Origin of the sequence: Bartonella sp. AA23NXGY, assembly GCF_042197165.1 — a bacterium.
Lineage (GTDB): Bacteria > Pseudomonadota > Alphaproteobacteria > Rhizobiales > Rhizobiaceae > Bartonella.
Map to the genome: position 1 here is coordinate 1 of NZ_JBHIRO010000051.1, position 2,891 is coordinate 2,891.

Consider the following 2,891-nt stretch of genomic DNA (forward strand, 5'->3'; position numbering starts at 1 on the left):
ATAATATCACCCTATCAGAAAGCTATGATACCTCTAACGGCAAAGAGACACATGAAAAGTCTTTTGCTGGTGTGACAACTTCCGTTGATATCGGTGTCCTTGGCACGGTACAAGGACTAAAAGATGCCGTAGATCACATGAATAATAAGGATGGTAACAATACAGTTATTAATGGCATACTGACTGGCATGAAAATCAGTCATCTTTATAGTAAAGGCAAAACCTTTGTTAATTGGCTGACTGGCAATACGGGGGAAAAGGGGAACGTAACCAAAGGACTGAGTAGCTCATTAGGAGGATTGGGGGGCTCCACCAAGGATGCTCTTGCCAATATGGCTGGTGCATCTGGCAGTGTAACCGTGGGCTTTAAAACTGAGAAAACAGAAGCCTCTTCTCAAGTCTCCACAGCGGTGACAGATAGCATAGAAGGCGGACGCGCTGTTAACATGCAAGCCCACAAAGGCAGCATTCATGGTGTTGGCGCTGATATTATCGCTGGTACCAATCCAATCTATGTGCTGGAAAATGATGCACAGAGCGGAAATATCACCATGGAAGCAGGTAAAGATATCATCTTTGAAAGTGCACAAAACACGCAAAGCACACAAAACAGCAGTGAAAGTGCTTCAATGAGTGTTGGCACCGGTTATGGCACGGGTGGCGCAGGGGCAACGGGTAGTGCTTCTTTTAGTCAAGGGGAAGGTTCCAGTGAGGAAGTTCAACACAAAAACAGCCATATTATAGGCACCGGCACTGTTCATACCACGAGTGGGGCAAACACCACATTGGCAGGCGCCGTGGTTTCTGGAGAGCGTGTAGAAATGGAAGTAGGGGGTGATTTTTCCATTACCAGCCGCAGTGATACGGGACAAACTTCCAGTAAGCAAAACTCTGTTTCTGTTGGGTTTGGTGCTGGACAAACGGGTGGTGGGGGCTCCATGAGCGCCTCTTTCCAAAAGGATAAATCCTCCAGCGATTATCATAGTGTTGTGGAACAATCAGGCATCAAAGCGGGTGATGGCGGCTTTAATATCATAGTTAAAGACAAAACAACGCTGACCGGAGGCATCATTGCCAGCACCGCGCCGGCAGATAAAAACAGCCTGACCACTGGAAGCATTACCACCAGTGATATCAGCAACAGTGCCCATGCTAAAGCCAGCAGCCATGGGTTTAGCATTTCTGGGAATGACACGATAAAAAACATTGCCAAGAATGTTTTTAATCACGGCAAAGCCAAGGATGCAGCAGAAGGGGAAACCAAATCTGCTATCAGCGATGGGACTATCATCCTTACTGATACAACTGGACAGAGGGCGATGGGGCAAGATGCTGGACAAATCATTGGCTCTCTCAACCGCAACACCGCAGCAGCACACCAAGCAGTAGGACAGCTAGATGTCGCACCGCTTGAGGATATATTGCGTAATCGTTTAGGTATGAGAAATAAATGGGTAGATGAATGGTTTGATATATGGGATGGGGTTCGTAAAATGGCATTTTATGTTGACCATCCAGTGGGTGAGGTTGCGCATGATGAAAATGGCAATGTCCTCTATTTAACCGATGAAAATGGAAAACCTATAAAAGGCAGTGATGGAAAATATATCACTCTGTATCACTTTTTAAAGCCAGAGGAAGAAAAGCATTTACAAAAAGGCCCTAATGGTGCTGTTTATATGTTCTACAATGGCATTTTTAATTCACCAGATGAAGCAGCCGGTAATGCTGTCCAATTGGCTGTTAATAAAAATGGTCCCCTTTATTTTACATACTTTCCCCAAGCTGATGATGTGCTGGTAGAATTAGGGGTAGCATATTATCAAAAGTTTTGGGAGGGGAGCACTTGGGGATTGAGTAATTCGACCAAGAAGTTCCAAGATTTTATCTATCGTTATGGCAATGACAATGCTATTGTTAGTGGGCATAGCCGGGGTACCTTAACAATACGCAATGGAGCAAATGACTTGCAAGAACATGGTATCCACAGTGTAGCCAAGAAAACAGACTTCTATCTTGTTGGAGCGGCTGCTCACATGCAATCGATGGCCAATACAGTAGATTATCTAAGCGATGGCGAAAAAAATTATATCTACATACAAGGTCATATGTTAGACCCCATTAGTACAGTGATTGGTTACAATTGGCCTACGGCTTATGGGGTACGTTCCAAACCATATGATTCATTACATCCGTTAATTCTACCCCTCAGAGAGATGGGGGGAGCGATCATCGGCTATAATCCTAGTACCCATAATTGTTATGCTGATGCAAGTGCTAAGTGTAAAAATGATTACGGTTCATTTGATTTTATAAAATTTTATTCCACGAGAACAGGGAACAAAAAATGAAAATACGATTTAACTTATTGAGCCTGCTCATTCTATTAAGTATTACTGGATGTGATATGGACAAATCTCCTCCAGGGGAAGTATATGGGTGGATCAAGCCAGGAGCAGACTTTACCGAGGTAGGAAAAGCCTTATTAGAATGTGGCATGCCACATCTTAATTATCTTGAGGCTGAAAATCAAAAGCTCAGCAATAATGATAATGCAACAATTTATGCTTGTATGATTCAAGCAGGATTCCGTGACAGATATGGCGGTCCATCTTGGTGTGTGAATCATTGGAGGGAAAACCTTCCCATTTGTCGACCAGGCGCGGTCATTCCGAAACGAAGTGTTGAAAAGCGCTTAAACAGCCCTTTTTGTAAAAAATATAAAAATGCGGATGAATGCCAATCTTAAGTGATGATCAACAATCCGCCATCCTTGCCTTCGCTTGGAATGGCGCGATTGTTTTCTCAATCTAACATCTCAATATTGTTCACCGTTGTTTTAAGCAGCGGTGACAGGAAATATCAACAGGCTTATGAGCTTTTTTATTGTA

2 protein-coding genes are annotated in these 2,891 nt (G+C 43.5%); both read left to right on the top strand.

Going from position 1 to position 2,891, the window contains the following annotated elements:
* Positions 1 to 2,351: hemagglutinin repeat-containing protein (locus tag ACFINY_RS09525; RefSeq protein WP_375701051.1), on the top strand; the 2,351-nt coding region annotated here is incomplete at its 5' end.
* On the top strand, positions 2,348 to 2,749 hold the full coding sequence (locus tag ACFINY_RS09530; RefSeq protein ID WP_273791508.1) for a hypothetical protein: 402 nt from the start codon (positions 2,348 to 2,350) through the stop codon (positions 2,747 to 2,749). The genes ACFINY_RS09525 and ACFINY_RS09530, both read left to right, overlap by 4 nt.
* Positions 2,750 to 2,891: the final 142 nt, after the last annotated feature.

Coding starts and splice junctions, on each gene's coding strand:
- ACFINY_RS09530 (WP_273791508.1), top strand. CDS start 2,348: ATGAAAATACGATTTAACTTATTGAGCCTGCTCATTCTATTAAGTATT.